Raw genomic sequence first — 20,954 nt, forward strand, 5'->3', positions numbered from 1 at the left:
ATGGAGTCGGCAGAGATCGCCCGCCGCTTCCTGCGCTTCTTTGAGGAGCGTGGGCACACCGTCGTGCCCTCGGCCAGCCTCATCGCCGAGGACCCGACGCTGCTTCTGGTCAACGCGGGCATGGTGCCCTTCAAGCCCTACTTCCTGGGCCAGCAGAAGCCGCCCTTCAAGCGGGCCACGAGCGCGCAGAAGGTCGTCCGCACCCTCGACATCGACGAGGTTGGCAAGACGACCAGGCACGCCAGCTTCTTCCAGATGCTCGGCAACTTCTCGTTCGGGGACTACTTCAAGGAAGACGCGATCCCGCTCGCCTGGGAGCTGCTGACCAAGCCCGAGTCCGAGGGCGGCTTCGGCTTCCCCGGGGACAAGCTCTGGGTCACCGTCTACCTCGACGACGACGAGGCCTTCAACATCTGGCACGACAAGGTCGGCATCCCGGCCGAGCGCATTCAGCGCCGCGACCTCGAGGACAACTACTGGCACATGGGCGTGCCGGGTCCCGGCGGGCCGTGCAGCGAGATCTACTACGACCGCGGCCCCGAGTACGGGCGCGACGGCGGTCCCATCGCCGACGAGAACCGCTATCTCGAGGTGTGGAACAACGTCTTCATGCAGTTCCAGCTCGGCGAGGTCCGCACCAAGGTGGACTTCGACATCTCGGGTGAGCTGCCCGCCAAGAGCGTCGACACCGGCATGGGCCTGGAGCGCATGGCGGCGATCCTGCAGGGCGTCGACAACATCTACGAGATCGACACCACCTACAAGATCCTCGACCGGGCCGCCGAGCTCACCAAGACGCGCTACGGCCGCGACGAGCGCGCCGACGTCTCCCTGCGGATCATCGCCGACCACGTCAGGACCGGCGTGATGCTCGTCGCCGACGGCGTGCTGCCCTCCAACGAGGGCCGCGGCTACGTGCTCCGCCGGATCCTGCGCCGCGCCATCCGCAACCTGCGCCTGCTCGGCGCGGGCGAGGAGCGCTACATGCACGAGCTCACGGCGGTGACCATCGAGGTGATGGGCGAGCAGTACGCCGAGCTCAAGGCCGACGCCCCGCAGATCCACGGTGTCATCGACGCCGAGGAGGCCTCCTTCCTGGGCACCCTCCGCACCGGCACCGCGATCTTCGACGTGGCGGCGGAGGAGATCAAGCGCAAGGGGCAGGGCACGCTCGCCGCGGACCAGGCCTTCCAGCTCCACGACACCTACGGCTTCCCGATCGACCTGACCCTGGAGATGGCCTCCGAGCAGGGCCTTCAGGTCGACGAAGAGGGCTTCCGCCGGTTGATGAAGGAGCAGCGCGACCGGGCGAAGGCCGACGCCGCCTCCAAGAAGACCGGCAACGCCGACATCTCGGTGTTCGGCCGGCTCCTGGAGAAGACCGGCAAGGTCGAGTTCCTGGGCTACGACCAGGTGAGCGCCGAGTCCGAGGTCGTCGGCCTCCTCGTCGACGGCGTCTCGGTCCCCGCGGCCGGCGCCGGCACGTCGGTCGAGGTCGTGCTCGCCCGCACCCCGTTCTACGCCGAGGGCGGCGGGCAGCTCGCCGACCAGGGCGTCATCCGCACCGGCGGGGCCGAGGTGGAGATCGTGGACGTGCAGTCCCCGGTCTCCGGAGTCGTCGTGCACCGGGGCAAGGTCCGCACCGGCGAGATCTTGGTGGGCGACCAGGCCCAGGCCGAGATCGACGTCGAGCGGCGCCGGGCCATCTCCCGCAGCCACACCGCCACGCACCTGGTGCATCGCGGCTTCCGAAACGCGCTGGGCGAGACGGCGGCGCAGGCCGGTTCCGAGAACTCGCCGGGCCGCTTCCGCTTCGACTTCACCGCCTCGGGCGCCGTGGCGCCCAGCCTGCTGCGCGAGGTCGAGGACGAGGTCAACGCCGTCCTGATCAACGACCTCAAGGTCAACGCCTTCCACACCTCCCAGGCCGAGGCCCGGGCGATGGGCGCGCTGGCCCTGTTCGGTGAGAAGTACGGCGAGACGGTCCGCATCGTCGAGGTCGGCGAATACTCCCGCGAGCTGTGCGGCGGCACCCACGTCGCCAGCTCGGGCCAGCTCGGCCTGGTCAAGGTGCTGGGAGAGGCCTCGATCGGCGCCGGGGTGCGCCGGGTGGAGGCCCTGGTCGGTCTGGACGCCTTCCGCTTCCTCGCCAGGGAGAGCGTGCTCGTCTCCCAGCTCTCCGAGCAGCTCAAGGCCCGGCGGGAGGAGCTGCCCGAGCGGATCGAGGGCATCGTCACCCGGCTGCGCACCGCGGAGAAGGAGCTGGCCACGCTGCGCTCCGCCCAGGTGCTCGAGGGCGCGGGTGAAATGGCGGAAAGTGCCCGTGATCTGCGGGGAGTCTCCGTTGTGACGCACCGCGCGCCTGATGGAACCTCTCCTGATGATCTGCGTAAGCTTGCCCTTGATGTGCGCGGCCGCTTCTCGGGCGACCGCGCCGCGGTCGTCGTGGTCGCCGGTGTTCCCGGCGACCGGCCGGTCGTCGTCGCCGCGGTCAACGAGGCGGGGCGCCTGCGGGGTCTGAAGGCGGGCCGCCTCGTCGGTGTCGCCGCCAAGGCACTCGGCGGTGGCGGTGGCGGCAAGGACGACGTCGCCCAGGGCGGCGGAGTGCGTGCCGAGGCGATCGGCGACGCGCTCGGCGCGGTCGAGCAGGCGATCGTCCAGACGCTCGCCTGACAAGAGATGACACCCTCGAGCCGTAACCGGCCAGGAGGGTGAGGACAGGGATGATGAGAGACGGCGTTCGGTTGGGTGTCGATGTCGGTTCGGTCCGCATCGGCGTGGCTCGTAGCGATCCCTCGGGAGTGCTCGCCACGCCGGTGGAGACCGTCCGGCGCGGCAAGGGCGATCTGGATCGGCTCGCGGAGATCGCGGCCGAGCACGAGGTCGTCGAGATCGTGGTCGGCCTGCCGACCTCGCTCTCCGGCCGTGAGGGGCGGGCGGCCGAGGCCGCCCGCGACTTCGCCACCCGGATCTCGCTACGGCTGGCGCCACTTCCGGTGCGGCTGTTCGACGAGCGGCTGACCACGGTCACCGCCCAGCACGGCCTGCGGGCCAGCGGGGTCAAGGCCAAGAACCAGCGGGGCGTCGTGGACCAGGCGGCGGCCATCGTGCTGCTCCAGGCGGCGCTGGACGCCGAGCGTGCCACCGGCAGGCCGCCGGGGAGGTCCGTCGACCCACCCGTGGAGAGCGCGGAGGATGAGCGGTCCGGAGGAGAGCCGGGCGGCGGGGCCGTCCAGTGAGCCGAAGATCGCTAGAATGATCTACAACCGGACCGGGGCCCGGACGTCACTCCGGCCCGGCACCACCACGGTTGCGCGCACGGGCGCAGGACGCTCAGGATGTCGGAGAAGGACATCACCATGAGGTCACCGTGCAATACCTACTTCAGGCCCGGCCCGCAGCCCGGTCTCGTCGCGAATCCCGGGAAGAGGACATCGGCCGTGTTCCTCCAACCAGACCGAGGTGATTGGTTTTGGTGTGTTACAACCGATCTGGAGCATAGAATCACGAAATTCACTGACACAGAGAGTGAGTTTGTGAGATACCGGGAAGAGCTGGACATATACCTCGGGAGACGTTGATGCCCGGCGGGACATCCCCCGTTCTGCTGCACGCGGCGACCTGCACCGACAAGCTAAGGGAAGGTGCCCGGCGGACCGGGACTTTCAGCCCGGTGTCCCCCTTCGGTTTGGCACACCCGCTTGACGCCAGGCCGTCCCAACCGGGAGATTGGCCAGCGCATCTATGAACGATCTCGATATGGACTTCCTGGTCGCCGACGACGACGATGGTCGGTCGCGGCGCGGATCTCGCACATCCTCAGGGCGTGACTCCGGCGGACGGCGAGGCCGCCGCAGGCGCCGGCGCCGCAACAGGGGTGGCTTCCTGGCGCCGATGCTGGCGATCATCGTCCTCGTGGGCGGTCTCGGCGCCGGTGGTTTCTTCGGCTACATGTGGCTCCGGGACGCGGTCACCCCCGACGACTACGTCGGACTGGGCACCGGCGAGGTCCGGGTGGAGATCAAGGACGGCCAGAGCGCCACCGACGTCGCCCAGACCCTGCAGGACCAGGGCGTGGTGAAGAGCGCCAAGGCGTTCGCCAACGCCGTCGCGAGCGCGGGCCAGAGCTCCTCCCTGCAGCCGGGCGAGTACAGCATGCGCAAGCAGATGTCCGCCGCCGAGGCCGTCAAGCTGCTCGACCCGAACAAACGGCTGCGGGAGAAGGTCACCATCAATGAGGGACTGCGCCTGTCCGACACCCTGGTGCAGCTCTCCAAGAAGACCGGCAAGCCGCTGAGGGAGTTCCAGCAGGTCGCCAGGAGCGGCAAGGGACTGGGCCTGCCGAGTTACGCCAAGGGCAAGCTGGAGGGCTATGCCTTCCCGGCCACCTACGAGATCACCCCCAAGATGGGGCCCGCCGAGATCCTGACCGCGATGGTCGACCGCTTCAACCAGACCGCGAACAAGGACGACCTTCAGGGCAAGGCCAAGGCGCTCGGTCACACCTCGCACGAGATCATGACGATCGCCAGCATCGTCCAGGCCGAGTCCGGCAGCAAGCAGGACATGGGCAAGGTGGCGCGGGTCATCTACAACCGGCTCGACGGCGACCCCGTGCGCAAGCTCGAGATGGACAGCACGCTCATGTACGCGCTGAACAAGTACGGCGTCGAGGCCTCCAACGTGGATCTGAAGAGCACCTCGCCCTACAACACCTACATGCATCCGGGCCTGCCTCCGGGGCCGATCACCAATCCGGGTGACGACGCGATCCAGGCGGCGCTCAACCCGACCAAGGGCGACTGGGTCTGGTTCGTGACCACCGACACCAAGCGGGGCATCACCAAGTTCGCCACGACGGAGACCGAGTTCCTCCAGCTCAAGGCGGAGTACGAACGCAACAAGGCGGCCGGCGGATGAGAGCGGCGGTCCTGGGATCGCCGATCGCGCACTCGCTGTCGCCCTTCCTGCACCGCGCCGCCTACGAGGGCCTCGGCCTGCACGACTGGCGCTACGAGGCGATCGAGTGCGACGAGGCGGGGCTGGGCGGCCTGATCGCCGGGCTCGGGCGCGAGTGGGCGGGCCTGTCGCTGACCATGCCGCTCAAGCGGGCCGTTCTGCCGCTGCTCGACACGGTCTCCGAGCTCGCGGTCGAGGTCGGCGGGGCCAACACCGTGATCTTCTCGGGCGGCGCCCTGCACGGTGACAACACCGACGTCCACGGCATCGTCCAGGCGCTCGCCGAGGCGGGCGTGGCCCCGCCCAGGGCGGCGACGATCCTCGGCGGGGGGGCCACCTCGGCCTCCGCGCTGGCCGCCCTGCGCGAGCTGGGCCTGGGCGAGGCCACCCTGGTGGTCCGCGACCCGGCCAGGGCCGGGGAGACCGCCGAGGTGGCCGAGCGGCTGGGCGTGACCCTGACGGTGCAGACCTTCGACAAGATCGACACCGTGCTCGAGGTGGACCTGGTCGTCTCGACCCTGCCCGCAGGGGCCGCCGACGGCTTCGCCGATCTGCTGTCGGGCGTGCCCGCCCTCTTCGACGTGGTCTACGCGCCCTGGCCCACCCGGCTGGCGACGGCCGTGGCGGGGGGCGGCGGCATCGTCGTCGGAGGCTTCCCGATGCTCCTGCACCAGGCGGTCCGGCAGGTCGAGATGATGACCGGCCGGACGGACGTGCCCGTCGAGGCGATGCGCGCGGCGGCCAGGGCCGAGATCGTCAGGCGAGCCGCTCCGGCGAGCTGACCGACGTCGGGCCATGGGAGCGGGAGCCCCGCGTTGACCGGCTTTTCGCGCGGTTTTTGCATGTCGATGGTCTTGACGTCGCGCAACGGATTCGCCGGACGCCGACTCGGCGGTTATGCGCCGGGATGATTCGGTCGGCGTCCGTGGTTGTGGTAATGTAACTACTCGATCGGTCCGGCATGCCTGCCGGACGCGCAAGCGGAGGTTCATCTCCCACCTGATTGACCGCGAGGTCGACGGGTCAAGGATCACACCGGGTAATTCCGGAGAGCTTACGGCGTCAGATGCTTGTGAGTTCGTGTGGCCCCGCATGCGCGACGTGCGGGGCATTTCGCGTTCTACGACCTGAAACGGCGTGCGTTCTGCGACCTCCCGGCACGATCGAGCATGTGGCAGCCGTCCGAAGGACGGCCGCGGATCGCAAACCTAGGAGGCCCCATCAGCGCCGAGCCCCGCATCAATGACCGTATTCGCGTGCCCGAGGTCCGCCTCGTCGGCCCGAACGGCGAACAGGTGGGCATCGTCTCCATCGGCGATGCTTTGAAGCTGGCTCAGGAATCAGACCTCGACCTCGTTGAGGTCGCAGCCACGGCTCGCCCGCCAGTGTGCAAGCTCATGGACTACGGCAAGTTCAAGTACGAGTCCGCGATGAAGGCACGCGAGGCGCGCCGTAACCAGGCGTACACGATCATCAAGGAGATCAAGCTCCGGCCGAAGATCGACCCGCATGACTACGAGACCAAGAAGGGTCACGTGGTGCGGTTCCTCAAGGCCGGCGACAAGGTCAAGGTTACGATCATGTTCCGCGGACGGGAGCAGTCCCGGCCCGAGCTGGGTTTCCGGCTCCTGCAGCGTCTGGCGGAGGATGTCACGGAGCTTGGCTTCGTCGAGTCCCAGCCCAAGCAGGACGGCCGAAACATGATCATGGTGATCGGCCCGCACAAGAAGAAGGCCGAGGCCAAGGCCGAGAAGGCGGCGGCCAAGGCACGGCATGACGAGGACCCTTCTGAGGACCAGGCATCAGCCGCCGACGAGACCCTCGTCGAGGATGAGGCGTCGGTCAGTGACGCGGTAGCCGCTCCGCAGGAGTGACTCGCATAGCCTGAACCATCAGGTAGTGGCGAGATCAAGCCGAGACCGGGTCCGGTCTCGCAGTCAGGCATGCCCTTGACTTGGGTCACCGGCCCGGGACATGGGCACGATAGAGGGAGAGACGGCTGAGATGCCGAAGATGAAGACGCACAGCGGTGCGAAGAAGCGGTTCCGGGTGACCGGTTCCGGCAAGCTCGTTCGCCGTCGCGCCAACCGTGCGCACTACGCCGAGCACAAGTCGTCCAAGTTCATGCGCCGTCTCAAGTCCGATGTCGTGCTCTCCGATGCCGACTCCAAGAAGATCAAGAAGCTGCTCGCTAAGTAACCGGCCCCCGGGGAGATAGATTCACATGGCACGCGTCAAGCGGGCGATCAACGCCAAGAAGAAGCGCAAGGTCGTTCTCGAGCGGGCGAAGGGCTACCGGGGTCAGCGATCCAGGCTGTACCGCAAGGCCAAGGAGCAGATGCTCCACTCGATGACCTACGCCTACCGCGACCGCAAGGACCGCAAGGGCACCTTCCGCCGTCTCTGGATCCAGCGCATCAACGCCGCTGCCCGCCAGAACGGCATCACGTACAACCGGCTCATCCAGGGTCTGCGCCTCGCCTCCATCGAGGTCGACCGCAAGATCCTCGCTGACCTCGCGGTCAACGACACCGCCACGTTCGCGACTCTGGTCGAGGCCGCCAAGAAGGCGCTCCCGTCCGACGTGAACGCGCCGGTCGCCGGCTGAGCCAGCACTGACGAATATGCGGCCCGCAGCGATCACGCTGTGGGCCGCATTCGCATTCTTGGGGGACGGGCATGGCCGGATCTGAGCTGACCAACATCAAGTCGCCGCGGGTCAAGGCCGTGCGGCGGCTGACCAAACGGGCCTTCAGGGACCGTGACCGTTCCTTCCTGGCCGAGGGGCCGCAGGCGGTCCGTGAGGCGCTCGCGCTGGACGGCGTCGTCACGGAGCTGTTCGCCACGGCCGACGCCGAACTGCGGCACGCCGAGATCATCACCGCCGCCACCCTCGCCGGGGTGCCCCTCTTCCGGGCCAGTGGCGAGGTCATGACCGAACTCGCCCAGACCGTCACCCCGCAGGGGCTGCTGGCCGTGTGCCGCTTCGTGCACGTGCCCCTGGAACGCGCCGTGACCGCCGACGCCAGGCTGGTGGCCGTGCTCGCCCACGTCCGCGACCCCGGCAACGCGGGCACCGTGCTGCGCACGGCCGACGCGGCGGGCGCCGACGCGGTGGTCTTCACCGACGCCTCGGTGGACCCCTACAACGGCAAATGCGTACGGGCCAGCGCCGGCAGCCTGTTCCATCTCCCGGTCACCACGGGGGTCCCGGTGGCGGAGGCCGTACAGAAGCTGAAGGACACCGGGCTGCGGGTGCTCGCCGCCGACGGTGCGGGCAAGCAGACCCTGGACGATGTGGATCTGTCCGGTCCGACCGCGTGGATTTTCGGCAACGAGGCATGGGGACTTCCGGAGGAAATCCTGCGGCTGGCCGACGAGGTGGTGCAGGTGCCCATCTACGGCCGGGCCGAGAGCCTGAACCTCGCGACCGCCGCCGCGGTGTGTCTGTACGCATCTGCCCGATCTCAGCGCACCGGTCCCGGTGCTGGGTGAGGCCCTGTGCTCCGGGGCTGCCGTACAACGTGGGAAACCCGCTATTGTCGGCCCTGTAGCGTCGAGGAGGCGGGGTCGTGCACGGCGAACACATCGACGAGCGGAGCGCTGAAACCGCGTCTGTGATCGACGTGAACGATCTTCCTGACGGACTCGTCGTGACCGACAGGGACGGCCATGTGCTGACCGTCAACCGCGCCGCGGCCCGTCTCACGGGCGTCACCCACGATCAGGCCGTCGGCCGGCATCTGCGGGATGTGTTCTCCTTCCGCGACCGCGACGGGCGCGACTGGTGGAAATGGCTCGACACCTACGGCGGGCTGCCCACCCGCACCCGCCAGCCGGAGCTTTCGCTGCGCACCCCCGGCGGCCAGGAGATGCTCGTGGCCGCGCGTCTGGTGCGCACCCCCGAGCGGGGCGGAGAGATCGTCCGGGTGGTGATCACGCTGCGTGACGCCGGCGCCCGCGCCCGCCTGGAGCGCAGCCGCGCCGACCTGGTCTCCACCGTCGCCCATGAGCTCCGATCCCCGCTGACCAGCGTCAAGGGGTTCACCGCGACGCTATTGGCCAAGTGGACCCGCTTCACCGATGACCAGAAACTGGTCATGCTGGAGACGGTCAACGCCGACGCCGACCGGGTGACCCGGCTGATCACCGAGCTGCTCGACGTGTCCCGGATCGAGTCCGGGCGGTTGGAGATCCACCGCCAGGTGGTCGACATCCCGGCCAGGATCCGTAAGATCATCGCGGGCCGGGTGGCCGCGGGGGAGCCGGACGACCGTTTCCGGCTGGAGATGGGCGGCGAGCTTCCGGAGACCTGGCTCGACCAGGACAAGATCGATCAGGTGCTGGCCAACCTGATGGAAAACGCGGTGCGTCACGGGCGCGGTACGGTGACAATAGGTGTTGAGCCGAACGAATGGGGAGTGACCGTGTCCGTCCGCGACCAGGGAGAGGGCATCCCGCCCGAGCTGGTCACGCGCGTGTTCCAGCAGTTCTGGCGGGGTAACGCCCGCCGCCGCGGCGGTACCGGTCTCGGCCTGTTCATCGTCAAAGGCCTGATCGAGGCCCATGGCGGCACCATCTCCGTGCAGCGGGGGCCCGAGGGCGGGGCCGAGTTTCGATTTATGGTGCCCACCGGCACCCCTGACTTCGCCTGACGCGGATTCCTGGCCGGTGGGCTTTCCCGACTAGACTCATGGCCGCTCAAGCCCTGGATTCGGAGCTCTCTCTTGTCTAACTACGACCCCGTTGAGGTGACCCCGCTGCACGCCGATGAGATGGCGCGCATGCAGGCCGACGCGCTCGACGCCATCAAGGCGGCGCGCGACCTCGACGAACTCAAGCAGGTACGGCTCACGCACGTCGGTGATCGCTCGCCGATCGCCCTGGCCAACCGTGAGATCGGCGTGTTGCCCCCGGCGGCCCGCGCCGAAGCGGGCAAGCGCATCGGCGGTGCCCGCAAGGCCATCGCCGAAGCCCTCGCCGTGCGCCAGGCCGAGTTGGAGGCCGAGCGCGACGAGCGGGTCCTCGTCGAGGAGACCGTCGACGTCACGCTGCCCTCCGGCCGGGCCCCGCATGGCGCCCGGCACCCGCTGACCACCCTGCAGGAGCGCATCGCCGACGTGTTCGTCGCGATGGGCTACGGGGTGGCCGAGGGACCCGAGCTGGAAGGGGAGTGGTTCAACTTCGACGCCCTGAACATCTCCCCCGACCATCCGGCGCGTTCCGAGCACGACACCTTCTTCGTGGAGTCCGTCGACTCGGGCAAGGTGCTGCGGACCCAGACCTCCCCGGTGCAGATCCGGACGCTGCTCAGCCGCAAGCCCCCGATCTACGTGATCGCTCCGGGCAAGGTGTTCCGCACCGACGAGCTCGACGCCACCCACACCCCGGTCTTCCACCAGATCGAGGGGCTGGCGATCGACGAGGGCCTGACCATGGCCCACCTCAAGGGCACCCTGGACCGCTTCGCCGAGGTCATGTTCGGCGAGGGCATCACCACCCGGTTCCGGCCGAACTACTTCCCGTTCACCGAGCCCTCGGCCGAGATGGACCTGAAGTGCTTCGTCTGCCGTGGTAACTCCGCGATTCCCGGCAACCCGCCCTGCCGCACCTGCAAGTCGGAGGGCTGGATCGAGTGGGGCGGCTGCGGCATGGTCAACCCGCGGGTGCTCATCGCCTGCGGTGTCGACCCCGGCCGCTACAGCGGCTTCGCCTTCGGCATGGGCGTCGAGCGCACCCTGATGTTCCGCCACAATGCCGAGGACATGCGCGACATGGTCGAGGGAGACGTTCGTTTCACGCTTCCCTTCGGAATGGAGGTCTGATGAAGGTCCCGCTTTCATGGCTGCGGGAGTACGTCGATCTCCCCGCGGTCACCGCTCACGAGGTCGCCGAGAAGCTCACCGCCGCCGGACTCAAGCTGGAGGGTGTCACCTCCTACGGCCACGACATCAAGAACGTGGTCGTCGGCGAGGTGCTCGCGATCGAGCTGCTGGAGGGCTTCAAGAAGCCGATCCGCCACTGCCAGGTCGAGGTGGGGGAGGCCACGCCGCGTGAGATCGTCTGCGGCGCGACCAACTTCGAGGTCGGAGACCGCGTCCCGGTCGCGCTGCCCGGCGCCGTACTGCCCGGTGGGTTCGAGATCGCCTCGCGCAAGACTTACGGACGCCTGTCCGACGGCATGATCTGCTCGGAGGCGGAGCTCGGCATGGCCGACTCCTCGCCCGGCATCCTCGTGCTGCCCAAGGGCACTCCGATCGGCGTCGACGTGGTCGAGCTGCTCGACCTGCGCGACGACGTGATCGAGCTGGAGATCACCCCGGACATCGGCTACGCGCTCTCCATCCGGGGCGTGGCCCGCGAGGCCGCCACCGCCTTCGACTCGGCGTTCCTCGACCCGGCCGACGTCTCGCCGCCCGCCGAGTCCGGTCCGTCCTACCCGGCCTCGATCGCCGACCCGTCGGCGTGCGACCGCTTCGTGCTGCGCGAGATCCGGGGGTTCAACCCCTCGGCCGAGAGCCCGCCGTGGATGCGGGCGCGGCTCTCCCGCGCCGGCATGCGCCCGGTCTCGCTGGCCGTGGACGTCACCAACTACGTCATGCTGGAGCTCGGCCAGCCCCTGCACGCCTTCGACGCCGCGAAGCTGACCGGCGAGATCGTCGTGCGCAGGGCCGAGCCCGGCGAGACGCTGGAGACGCTCGACCACGTCGTGCGCACGCTCAACCCGGAAGACATCCTGATCACCGACCAGTCGGGTGCGATCTCGATGGCCGGGACCATGGGTGGTCTGCACACCGAGATCTCCGATGACTCCACCGACATCGTGATCGAGGCCGCGCATTTCTCGTCCAGCGGCACCGCCCGCATGTCCCGCCGCCACAACCTGGTCAGCGAGGCGTCCAAGCGCTTCGAGCGGGGCGTGGACCGGGAGCTCCCGCTGCAGGCCTCCTGGCGTGCGGCCCTGCTCCTGGCCGAGCTCGGCGGCGGCACGATCCAGCCGGGCGTGACCCACGCCGCGGCCCCGGTCGAGCAAGTCCACATCCTCATCCCGAGCGGTCATCCCGGGAAGGTCGCCGGGACCACCTATGACCGCGAGACGGTGATCCGCCGCCTGGAGCAGGTCGGCTGCACGGTCGAGGAGGGGTCGCCCGAGGGAGAGAGCGGCTCCGCCGGCGAGATCGCCGCGAAGCTCGCGGTCACCGGCGAGGACATGCTGAAGGTCACCCCGCCCTCGTGGCGGCCCGACCTGACCGACCCGAACGACCTCGCCGAGGAGGTCATCCGGCTCGAAGGCTACGAGAACCTGCCCTCGATCCTGCCGACCGCCCCGGCGGGCACCGGTCTCAGCGAGGCTCAGCGGCTGCGCCGCCGGGTCGGCCGGGCGCTGGCCGCCTCCGGCTACGTCGAGATCCTCGCCTACCCGTTCAACGGGGAGCGTGACTTCGACAACCTGCAACTGCCCGCCGACGACGCGCGCCGCCTGGCCGTGCGGCTGGCCAACCCGCTCAGCGAGGACGAGCCGCTGATGCGGACCACCCTGCTGCCGGGCCTGCTCAAGACACTGGTCCGCAACGTGGGCCGGGGCTGGGGCGATGTGGCGCTGTTCGAGATGGGCCTGGTCTATCGCCCCTCGAAGGACGCCCCCGCGGTGGCCCCGGTGCTCGGTGTCGCCCACAGGCCGGACGAGCGGGAGCTCGCCTCGATCGAGGCCGCGCTGCCCGCTCAGCCCCTGCGGGTCGGGGTCGTGCTGGCCGGAGAGTTCGACCCGTCGGGCTGGTGGGGCAGGGGCCGCGCCGCCGACTGGGCGGACGCCGTCGAGGCGGCCCGTACGATCGCCCGCGAGGCCGGGGTCACCCTCGACGTCCGCGCCGATCAGCACGAGCCCTGGCACCCGGGCCGCTGCGCCGCCCTGTACGCCGGAGACACGCTCGTCGGTCACGCCGGCGAGCTGCACCCGCGCGTCATCGAGGCGTACGGCCTGCCCCCGCGCACCTGCGCGATGGAGCTGGAACTGACCAGGCTGGAGTCGCTGCCGGTCAGCTCGGCACAGGCACCCGTGATCTCCGCCTACCCGGTCGCGAGCCAGGACGTCGCGCTCATCGTCGACGCGGACACCCCGGTGGCCCCGGTGGAGGCGGCACTGCGTGAGGGGGCGGGCGAGCTCCTGGAGTCCATCCGCCTGTTCGACGTCTACACCGGCGCCCAGGTCGGCGAGGGCAAGAAGTCCCTCGCCTACTCCCTGAGGTTCCGGGCCGCAGACCGTACGCTCACCGTCGAGGAGACCACCGCGGCCCGTGATACGGCCGTGGCCCTGGCGGGCGAGCGCACCGGAGCCCAGCTCCGCGGCGTCTGATCCACGCGTGAGGAGGCCCCCGGCGGCACGGCCGCCGGGGGCCTCCTGTTTTTAAAAGAGAGCCGCTCACCGGCCACGTGGCGTCCGGTGAGCGGCCTCGGCTTCGGCCGGAGACTTCATCCCGGGAGGGGACGATGAGGCACCTGCTGGTGTTCGCCGATCGTGACGACGCCGAGGCGGTCGCGGAGACCGTGGGCGAGGAGTTCTTTTCGGAGATCGACCCTCCCACGGTGGTCAGGGAGACGCTCGCGGGCGAGGACGACGCCGAGGACGCCCAGTGGCTCGTCGTGGTCGAGGACCCCGCCGGCGCCATCGCGGAGGAGGGCCTGGCCCGCCTGGACGCGCTGGCCGAGGAGCACGACGGCTGGCGCGAGACGGAGTGACGGCTCAGAGGCTGTCGATCTCCGTCAGGTCGATGTCGATGTCGAAGGGGGCCGAGAGTTTGAGCCGGTCGTGGTGGATGCCGGTGAGAACGTAGGAGCGGGCGAGGGGATCGAGCTCGTAAACGTAGATCGCCGGCCTGCCCGACTGGTTCTCGACCAGCCAGAAGTGCTTGATCCCCGCCTGGGCGTACAGCGCCGGCTTGCGATCACGGTCGCGGTTCTCAGACTCGGGGGAGATGACCTCCACCACGAGCACGACATCTTCCGCCCGGTAGGCGGTCTGCTCCAGGCTGTGCTGACCGGAGGCGTGGATGACGCTCACGTCCGGTTCGGGCCGCTGCCGCTTGCCCAGCACGACGCTCATCTCCCGGCGCGCGCGAAAATCGGCGGGTACGGCCCGGCGCAGGGCGATCATCAGAAGCTCTACCGCGAGCATGTGGAAGGAAGCCTGAGGACTCACGAAGACCAGGCTTCCATCAATCAACTCTGTGTGTGCGGGCAACTGCGGAATGCGATCGAGGTCTTCCGCGGTGAATCCCCCGGGCGGCGGGAAGGCCCAGTCGGGCAGCGAGGACTCCGTCATCTCAGGGCTCCGTACGTCGACCTTCATGTCGTCACAGTAGCAACAGGGTTCCGTTCGGTGAGGATACTTTCCCGGTGCCTCCTCAGGCCTGGGCGAGCTCCTCGCGGCGGGTGCGTTCCCTGATGGCGTGCTCGTCGGTGCGGGCGTCGTAGTTTCTGAACTTCGGCAGCAGCGCGGCCATGGCGACCACCGCGCCGACGCACAGCAGGCCGCCCGCGCCGAGGGAGAAGCGACTCCCGCCAAAATTGGCCATCAGCCCCGCCCTGGCGTTGCCGATCATCGGGCCGCTGGTGTAGGAGAGCAGTTCGATGCCCGCCAGGCGGCCGCGGAACTCGTCGGGGATGGTCTGGTTCCAGACGGTCGCCCGGAAGACGCCGCTGACCATGTCCGCGGCCCCGGCCAGGGCCAGGCAGGCGAAGATGCCCCAGACGTTCGGCATGACGGACGCCAGTGCCACCGCGGCGCCCCACACGATCGCCGAGATGATCACGCCGAGGCCGTGCCGGTGAATGTGGTTGGTCCAGCCGGAGGTGACCGACGCGATCAGCGAGCCGACGGCGGAGGCGGAGTAGAACAGGCCCAGCGCCTCCGGAACGCCCAGCTCGTCGGCGAGGAACGGATACAGCGCGGTGGAGAACGCGAAGACCATCGCGGCGATGTCCACCAGGTAGGTGCCCATCAGGTCGGGACGGCCCACGGCGTAGCGGACCCCGTCGACCAGAGCGCGGATCGACGCGGCGGGAGCGTCCTCGGACCGGGGCGGGGCCTTCACCATCCAGAGCAGGCCCAGGGAGATCAGAAAGGTCGCCACATTGATGCCGTACGCGGCGGCGACGCCGTACCAGGCCGCGATCAGGCCGCTGAGGCCAGGGGCGACGATGGCGCCGAGGTTCCAGCGGAAGCTGCTCAGCGCGGCGGCGGCGGTGAGCTGGTCGTGCCTCACCACGCGCGGCATCAGCGACTCCAGGCTGGGCCGCTGCAGGCTGCCCAGGCCCGCCGAGAGCGCGCCGACCACGTACAGCACCCAGACCTGCGGTTCGGGCAGCATCGCATTGATCATCAGGATCAGGACCGTGAGGCAGAGCCCGATCTCGGTGTAAAGGATGATCTTGCGCCGGTCCAGCGCGTCCGCGATCGCCCCGCCCCAGAGCCCGCACAGCACCATCGGCACGAACTCCGCCGCGCTGACCAGGCCGACCGCCAGGTAGGAGCCGGTGAGCTCCTTCATCTGCAGCGGGACGGCGACCAATGTCAGGAAGGTGCCGAACATCGTGACCACCCCGGAGCCGAAGAGCAGCCGGAAGTCGCGGGAGTCTCGCAGGGGACTGAGATCCATCTTCATGTGACGGATCAGGGTTCTGATCGATCGATCGGGGTTCTCTGGCACGAACAGTCAGTGTCGGCGGTGACCTGCGCCAAATCAAGTGATTTTCCGGCAGGTCACCGCCGGGCGGCGTCAGGAGCCCAGGACCTCCTTGCGGAGGAGGGTCTTGAGGATCTTTCCGCCGGGGTTGCGGGGAAGCTCGCCCTCGCGCACCCAGAACCGGACCGGGATCTTGAAGGCCGCGATGCGCTCGCGCAGGAACGCCTGCAGCTCCTCAGGGGACACCGGTGACGTCAGCCGTACCACCGCGCCGACCTCCTCGCCCAGCTCGTCGTGGGGGATGCCGATCACCGCGACGTCGTCCACCGCGGGGTGTTCGAACAGCGCGGCCTCGACCTCGGCGCAGTAGACGTTCTCACCGCCGCGGATGACCATGTCCTTGGCCCGGTCCACGATGAACACGAACCCCTCGTCGTCGACCCTGGCCAGGTCGCCGGTGTGCAGCCAGCCGTTCACGAAGGTCTCGGCGGTGGCGTCGGGGCGGTTCCAGTAGCCGAGGATCACGTTCGGGCCGCGCATGCAGAGCTCGCCGATCTCGCCGACGGGCACCTCGTCGCCGGTCGGGTCGGCGATCTTCACCTCGACCACGGCCACCGGCAGGCCGATGCTGTCGGGCTTGGCGAGGTAGTCCGCGCCGCTGTTGCCGATGGCGAGCGCGGTGGTCTCGGTCATGCCGTACCCGTTGGAGGGGGCGCGGTTGGGTAGCTGCGTGGTGATGCGCTCCAGGAGCTTCGGCGGGGCGGGGGCGCCGCCGTATCCGAGGCCGACGAGGCTGGAGACGTCGAACTTGGCCAGATCGGGGTGGGACAGGAGCTGCCAGACGTTGGTCGGCACGCCGGTCATTCCCGTGATCTTCTCGCGTTCGATCAGTTCCAGCGCCCGTCCCGCATCCCACTTGTACATCAGCACGACGGTGCCGCCGGTGAACATGGTCGTGGTCATCACCGAGAAGCAGCCGGTGACGTGGAAGAGCGGCACGGTGAGCAGGGTGACGCGGCGCTGCCCGGTCGTCTCCGCCGGGTCCCTGCCCGCCAGGAGCACGGCGCGCATCAGGCTGTAGGCGACGGTCATGGGCGACTGGCCGAGGTTGCGATGGCTGCCGAGCGCGCCCTTGGGGCGGCCCGTCGTGCCCGAGGTGTAGAAGATCGTGGCCGGGTCCTCGGGGGAGAGCTCGACCGCGGGCAGGGTGACGTCCGCCTCGACCGCGCCCAGCACGTCCTCGAACGAGCGGGCGCCTTCCGGCACCTCGCCCCGGGTGACGATCAGGGACTGTGTCAGGCCGGGCAGCTTGGCCGCGCGCTCACCGTCGGCGATCAGGACCTTGGCCCCGGAGTCCGACAGCCCGTACTCCAGCTCCTGCGTGGTCCACCAGGCGTTGAGCGGTACGGCTATCGCCCCGGCCGCCAGCGTGGCGGAGAAGGCGATCACCCACTCCGGATAGTTGCGCATGGCGACGGCCACCCGGTCGCCCTTGACGATGCCGTACTCCTCCACCAGGCGCCGCGCCAGCGTGGCCGCCCGCCGGAAGTGCTCCTCGTAGGTGAGGTGCTCCTCTTCGTACGTCAGGAAGATCTTGTCTCCATGGAGCCGGCTTGTCTCGAGGAGTGCGCGGAAGTCGCCGGGGGCGTGTTTCCAGGTCTTGACGGTCCCGCCGTGGCTGGGGACGTCGTCCATCTCGAAAAGCTGCCCGGGGCCGGTGAGCTGGGCCTGGACCTGGTCATGGGTGACAGTCATACGTTGATACTCCCGGGGGCGGAGGGGCCGGAAACGTCACGATACCGACCGGTAGGTACGTACAACAGTGCCCGAGCGCGACTGGTGATTTCCAGTTCGCGGTCATAAATAGAGAAAAATCCTATTTGTGGTGCTTTGACCAGCCTGGGTGCGAGTGTTGCCGAAGGCCTCCCTCTTCCGAGACTTGCATGACAATCCTTGGCGATGCATAATCTCTCTAGTAAGTTCATGAGAACGTACGCATAAACATGCAGACTTGAGGGGGATGGATGCGAGCGGCCATCGTAGGCGCGAGCGGTTATGCCGGAGGTGAGCTCCTGCGCCTGCTGCTGTCCCATCCCGAGATCGAGATCGGCGCGCTCACCGCGAAATCCAGCGCGGGCACCGCGCTGGGCGCCCACCAGCCCCACCTGGCCCCGCTGGCCGACCGGATCCTGTTCGACACCACCGCCGACGCCCTCACCGGTCACGACCTCGTCTTCCTCGCCCTCCCGCACGGCGAGTCGGCCGCCGTCGCCGAGCAGCTCGGCCCGGACACGCTGGTCGTCGACTGCGGTGCGGACTTCCGTCTGTCCGACCCCGCCGCCTGGGACCACTTCTACGGCGGCGTCCACGCCGGCACCTGGCCGTACGGCCTGCCCGAGCTGCCGGGCCAGCGCGACAGGCTCCGCGGCACCTCGAGGATCGCCGTCCCCGGATGCTTCCCGACGGCCGTCACCCTGGCGATGTTCCCCGCCTTCGCCGCCGGTCTCGCCCGGCCCGACGTGGTCGTGGTCGCCGCCACCGGCACCAGCGGGGCGGGTAAGTCGCTCAAGCCGAACCTGCTGGGCAGCGAGGTGATGGGCTCGGTCAGCGCGTACGGCGTCGGCGGTGTCCACCGGCACATCCCCGAGATGGAGCAGAACCTCTCCCCGCTGGCGGGCGAGCCGGTGAAGGTCTCCTTCACCCCCATGCTGGCCCCGATGAGCCGGGGCATCCTCGCCACCTGCACGGCGCCTGCCCGGGCGGACCTCACCTCGCAGGCCTTGCGTGAGGCCTACGAGATCGCGACCAAGGACGAGCCGTTCCTGCGGCTCCTGCCCCAGGGGCAGTGGCCCGCGACCTCGATGACCCTCGGCGCCAACACCGCCGTCCTCCAGGTCGCCCTGGATGAGCGCGCCGGACGCGTCGTCGTCGTCATCGCCCTCGACAACCTGACCAAGGGGACCGCGGGAGGCGCGATCCAGAGCGCCAACCTCGCCCTCGGCCTGCCAGAAGATCTCGGCCTTCCTCTCAATGGAGTTGCCCCATGAGTGTGACCGCCCCCCTCGGCTTCCGGGCGGCGGGTGTCGACGCCGGAATCAAGTCCGGTGTCGCCCGCGACCTGGCACTACTCGTCAACGACGGCCCCTCGCGCGCCGCGGCCGGTGTTTTCACCGTCAACCGCGTGAAGGCCGCGCCGGTCCTGTGGTCCCAGCAGGTGCTGGCCGGAGGCCGGGTCCACGCGGTCATCCTCAACTCCGGCGGAGCCAACGCCTGCACGGGACCGCTCGGCTTCCAGGACACCCACGCCACCGCGGAGAAGGTCGCCGAGGCGCTGGGGGAGTCGGCCGGCGAGATCGCGGTCTGCTCCACCGGCCTGATCGGTGAGCGACTGCCGATGGACGCCCTGCTGGGCGGGGTGGACCTCGCGGTCTCCCAGCTCGCCAGGGACGGCGGCCTGGCCGCCGCGGACGCCATCCGCACCACCGACACCGTCTCCAAGATCTCCTTCAAGCGGGGCGAGGGCGGCTACATGGTCGGCGGCATGGCCAAGGGCGCGGGCATGCTCGCCCCCGGCCTGGCCACCATGCTGTGTGTGATCACCACCGACGCCGACCTGCCCGCCGCCCAGCTCGACGCGGTGCTCCGCAACGTGACGAGGGTCACCTTCGACCGGCTCGACGCCGACGGCTGCATGTCCACCAACGACACCGTGCTGCTCCTGGCCAGCGGCGCCTCGGGGGTCGTCCCGGATCTCGGCGAGTTCGAGCAGATGGTCCACGCCGTCTGCGCCGACCTCAGCCGCCAGCTCCTGGTGGACGCCGAGGGCGCCAGCAAGGCGATCGCCATCGAGGTCGTCGGCGCGGTGTCGGAGGACGACGCCGTGACCGTCGCCCGCGCCGTCTCCCGTTCGAATCTCTTCAAGTGCGCCATCCACGGGGAGGACCCCAACTGGGGCCGGGTGCTGTCGGCGGTCGGCACCACCGACGCGGTCTTCGAGGTCGACCGGCTCAACGTGGCCATCAACGGCATCTGGATCTGCCGGGGCGGCGCCGCCGGGGACGACCGGTCCAAGGTCGACCTGAGCCCCCGCGATGTGACGATCACCATCGACCTGTCGGCGGGCCCGCACTCGGCGACGGTCCACACCACCGACCTCACCGCGGCCTACGTCCTCGAGAACTCGGCGTACTCGTCATGAGGACCGCCGACGCCCTGGTCAAGGCCCACACGCTGATCGAGGCGCTGCCCTGGCTGGCCCGCTTCCACGGGGCGACCGTCGTCATCAAATACGGCGGCAACGCGATGACCGAGGAGCACCTGCGCGAGAAGTTCGCCGAGGACGTCGTCTTCCTGCGGTACGCGGGGCTCAAGCCGGTGATCGTGCACGGCGGCGGCCCGCAGATCAACGCCCAGCTCGACAGGCTGGGCATCGAGTCCACCTTCACCGCCGGACTCAGGGTCACCAGTCCCGAGGCCATGCAGGTCGTCAGGATGGTCCTGGTCGGGCAGGTCAACCGGGACGTGGTCGGCCTGATCAACCGGCACGGGCCGTTCGCGATCGGCATGTCCGGCGAGGACGCCCACCTGTTCACCGCGGTCCGCAAGCACGCCGTCGTCGACGGCGTCACGGTGGACATCGGCCAGGTCGGCGACATCGTCAGGGTCGAGGCCGGAGCCGTGCGGGCGCTGCTGGACGACGGGCGCATCCCGGTGATCTCCTCGATCGCGCGCAGCGACGACGGCACCGTCTACAACGTCAACGCCGACACCGCCGCCGCGGCCCTCGCCGTGGCGCTGCAGGCGTCCAAGCTGATCGTCCTGACCGACGTCGAGGGGCTCTACCGCGACTGGCGTCCCGGCACCGGCGGCGTGACCGTCGCGAAGGACGGGACCGATGCGGCAGGCATGAACGGCGCGAGCGGCGGGGATGATGCGGGTGACGCGGGATCAGCCCAGGTCAACGTAGTGATCGGCGAACTCTTCGCCACAGAGTTGGAAGAGCTCCTGCCGAGCCTGTCCAGCGGCATGGTGCCCAAGATGGAGGCGTGTCTGACCGCCGTCCAGGGCGGCGTGCCCCAGGCACATGTGCTCGACGGCAGGGTGTCCCACTCGGTGCTGCTGGAGATCTTCACCGACCAGGGCGTCGGAACCATGGTGCTGCCGGACATCGCCGAGACGGCCAAGACGGCCGAGACGGCAGCGGTACCCAATCTGGTCAAGCGGGGGCCGGCGGCCTCCGTCCAGTTGAACGGGAGTGACGAGTGAGCCTGTACGAGCGTCCGGTCGGAGACGCGCTCAGCAAGCGCTTCGAGG

18 protein-coding genes are annotated in these 20,954 nt (G+C 69.2%); 15 read left to right on the forward strand and 3 right to left on the reverse strand.

The features are described from left to right. From alaS to DKM19_RS14390, 12 genes are all read left to right on the forward strand, one after another. Window positions 1-2,673 (forward strand): alanine--tRNA ligase, encoded by a 2,673-nt coding sequence (gene alaS, locus DKM19_RS14335; protein WP_110696122.1) that lies wholly within the window; start codon window positions 1-3, stop codon window positions 2,671-2,673. Between the two features lie 53 nt (window positions 2,674-2,726). Continuing rightward, window positions 2,727-3,239, forward strand: a complete 513-nt coding sequence (gene ruvX, locus DKM19_RS14340; protein ID WP_110705713.1) for a Holliday junction resolvase RuvX — start codon at window positions 2,727-2,729, stop codon at window positions 3,237-3,239. A gap of 505 nt (window positions 3,240-3,744) precedes the next feature. Further along, entirely contained in the window at window positions 3,745-4,920 is a 1,176-nt protein-coding gene (gene mltG, locus DKM19_RS14345) for an endolytic transglycosylase MltG (RefSeq protein WP_110696123.1), read from the forward strand. Further along, on the forward strand, window positions 4,917-5,741 hold the full coding sequence (locus tag DKM19_RS14350; RefSeq protein ID WP_110696124.1) for a shikimate dehydrogenase: 825 nt from the start codon (window positions 4,917-4,919) through the stop codon (window positions 5,739-5,741). Before mltG ends, DKM19_RS14350 begins: the two co-directional genes overlap by 4 nt. A 438-nt stretch (window positions 5,742-6,179) precedes the next feature. Further along, the gene (infC, locus tag DKM19_RS14355; RefSeq protein ID WP_305000327.1) at window positions 6,180-6,833 is read left to right on the forward strand and encodes a translation initiation factor IF-3; all 654 of its coding nucleotides are present in this window, start codon (window positions 6,180-6,182) and stop codon (window positions 6,831-6,833) included. A 130-nt stretch (window positions 6,834-6,963) separates the two neighbouring features. Next, a complete protein-coding gene (gene rpmI / locus DKM19_RS14360) occupies window positions 6,964-7,158 on the forward strand; it encodes a 50S ribosomal protein L35 (RefSeq protein ID WP_089210686.1) in 195 nt (64 codons plus the stop codon). A 25-nt stretch (window positions 7,159-7,183) separates the two neighbouring features. Further along, window positions 7,184-7,567 (forward strand): 50S ribosomal protein L20, encoded by a 384-nt coding sequence (rplT, locus tag DKM19_RS14365; RefSeq protein ID WP_089210685.1) that lies wholly within the window; start codon window positions 7,184-7,186, stop codon window positions 7,565-7,567. A gap of 71 nt (window positions 7,568-7,638) precedes the next feature. Then, complete coding sequence (locus tag DKM19_RS14370) at window positions 7,639-8,454, forward strand: RNA methyltransferase (protein ID WP_110696125.1); 816 nt, start codon at window positions 7,639-7,641, stop codon at window positions 8,452-8,454. Between the two features lie 77 nt (window positions 8,455-8,531). Then, window positions 8,532-9,614, forward strand: coding sequence for an ATP-binding protein (locus DKM19_RS14375; RefSeq protein WP_110696126.1), 1,083 nt, complete (start codon window positions 8,532-8,534; stop codon window positions 9,612-9,614). Between the two features lie 129 nt (window positions 9,615-9,743). Further along, complete coding sequence (gene pheS / locus DKM19_RS14380) at window positions 9,744-10,784, forward strand: phenylalanine--tRNA ligase subunit alpha (RefSeq protein ID WP_369990508.1); 1,041 nt, start codon at window positions 9,744-9,746, stop codon at window positions 10,782-10,784. Further along, complete coding sequence (gene pheT, locus DKM19_RS14385; protein ID WP_110696127.1) at window positions 10,784-13,312, forward strand: phenylalanine--tRNA ligase subunit beta; 2,529 nt, start codon at window positions 10,784-10,786, stop codon at window positions 13,310-13,312. Before pheS ends, pheT begins: the two co-directional genes overlap by 1 nt. A gap of 134 nt (window positions 13,313-13,446) precedes the next feature. Further along, window positions 13,447-13,695, forward strand: a complete 249-nt coding sequence (locus tag DKM19_RS14390; protein WP_110696128.1) for a hypothetical protein — start codon at window positions 13,447-13,449, stop codon at window positions 13,693-13,695. A gap of 4 nt (window positions 13,696-13,699) precedes the next feature. Here DKM19_RS14390 and DKM19_RS14395 read toward each other — a convergent pair whose 3' ends face one another. From DKM19_RS14395 to DKM19_RS14405, 3 genes are all read right to left on the reverse strand, one after another. Further along, window positions 13,700-14,278, reverse strand: coding sequence for a Uma2 family endonuclease (locus DKM19_RS14395; protein WP_110696129.1), 579 nt, complete (start codon window positions 14,276-14,278; stop codon window positions 13,700-13,702). A gap of 82 nt (window positions 14,279-14,360) precedes the next feature. Beyond that, entirely contained in the window at window positions 14,361-15,614 is a 1,254-nt protein-coding gene (locus tag DKM19_RS14400; RefSeq protein WP_110705715.1) for an MFS transporter, read from the reverse strand. 120 nt (window positions 15,615-15,734) lie between these two features. Further along, window positions 15,735-17,396 (reverse strand): class I adenylate-forming enzyme family protein, encoded by a 1,662-nt coding sequence (locus DKM19_RS14405; protein WP_110696130.1) that lies wholly within the window; start codon window positions 17,394-17,396, stop codon window positions 15,735-15,737. A 269-nt stretch (window positions 17,397-17,665) separates the two neighbouring features. Between DKM19_RS14405 and argC the strand changes: the two genes are divergently transcribed. The 3 genes from argC to argB are packed head-to-tail and all read left to right on the forward strand — an operon-like array spanning window position 17,666 to window position 20,906. Beyond that, the gene (gene argC / locus DKM19_RS14410) at window positions 17,666-18,688 is read left to right on the forward strand and encodes an N-acetyl-gamma-glutamyl-phosphate reductase (RefSeq protein ID WP_110696131.1); all 1,023 of its coding nucleotides are present in this window, start codon (window positions 17,666-17,668) and stop codon (window positions 18,686-18,688) included. Beyond that, complete coding sequence (gene argJ, locus DKM19_RS14415) at window positions 18,685-19,839, forward strand: bifunctional glutamate N-acetyltransferase/amino-acid acetyltransferase ArgJ (RefSeq protein WP_110696132.1); 1,155 nt, start codon at window positions 18,685-18,687, stop codon at window positions 19,837-19,839. The genes argC and argJ overlap by 4 nt, the downstream gene beginning before the upstream one ends. Continuing rightward, window positions 19,836-20,906 (forward strand): acetylglutamate kinase, encoded by a 1,071-nt coding sequence (gene argB / locus DKM19_RS14420; protein WP_110696133.1) that lies wholly within the window; start codon window positions 19,836-19,838, stop codon window positions 20,904-20,906. Before argJ ends, argB begins: the two co-directional genes overlap by 4 nt. Window positions 20,907-20,954: the final 48 nt, after the last annotated feature.

Origin of the sequence: Streptosporangium sp. 'caverna' (assembly GCF_003203775.1) — a bacterium.
Lineage (GTDB): Bacteria > Actinomycetota > Actinomycetes > Streptosporangiales > Streptosporangiaceae > Streptosporangium > Streptosporangium subroseum.